1 protein-coding gene is annotated in these 930 nt (G+C 63.9%); it reads right to left on the reverse strand.

Annotated features, from left to right (window positions below; translation table 11 throughout):
• Positions 1-378: 378 nt before the first annotated feature.
• Entirely contained in the window at positions 379-894 is a 516-nt protein-coding gene (locus tag GY725_22935; protein ID MCP4007046.1) for a hypothetical protein, read from the reverse strand.
• Positions 895-930: the final 36 nt, after the last annotated feature.

A 930-nucleotide genomic window follows, 5' to 3' on the forward strand; every position in this document is an offset into this window, starting at 1 on the left:
CGGAACTGTGCCCGCACCCTGCCCGCCGAGACCGCCATCACGATCGCCTGCACGGCTCCGATCTCCTCGTCGCTCAGCCCCTCTGCTTTGGCCACGCCAAAGTAGTGGGCCATTCAGGGATCGCAGCCGACCGCCATGGCGGCGGCCAGGTGGATCATCAGGGTGGTTTTCGGCTCCAGGATCTCGTTTCCACGCGCCGAGTCGTAGAAAGCGTTGAAGCTGCGTCGCTGGTTCACTGGCAACATGGTCGGCTCCCTTCTCCGATGAGCGTTCGAAAACAGGCCGGTTGATTCTGCGTGCTGAAGCACCTTTCTGCAAGGCGCAGGTCTCCATCCATCCCTCCCTGCGGTGCTCGAGCGGGCGCGGCCCCGCGATAGCTCATGCGGTCGTCGCCGGCGGGGGCGCGGTCGTCAGGCAGTCCGTGTAACGCCGGGTCCGCAGCTCACGGTACCAATCGAGGTTCCCGCGCATCCAGTTCTGCAACATGTTGACGTACCCGCGGGTCGAATCGTCGATCTCGTGGCGCGACTCGAGCTCCTGCCTGGCCTCGAAGTAGTCACCGACCGCTTTGTCGCTGAGCCGGATGGAAGCTCTGAGCGCCTCGCTCGCGCTCATGCCGTGGACCATCTGGTGGATGATGACGGCATTGCACGTCTCTCCGGCCTTCGCTTCCTTGACGTAGGAGAAGATGTCGTTGACGACGGACACGCACTGATTGCAGGCCGTGCGCATGCGCGCGAACGCATCGTCGTTCCTGACCGCATCGGGGACCTGGAACCCCTCGATGATCGCTTCGCACTCGAGGCACGCATAGACGGCGCTGACCTGCAGGCGGAGCTCGACGCAGTCTTCCACGGAGGTGAATACGTCGATTCGCCTGCGCGACTCCCTCACGCAGCCTTCCAGGTACACGTGCAGGTCGTCGAGGTA

Source organism: bacterium (assembly GCA_024226335.1).
In the GTDB taxonomy this organism is placed as follows: domain Bacteria; phylum Myxococcota_A; class UBA9160; order SZUA-336; family SZUA-336; genus JAAELY01.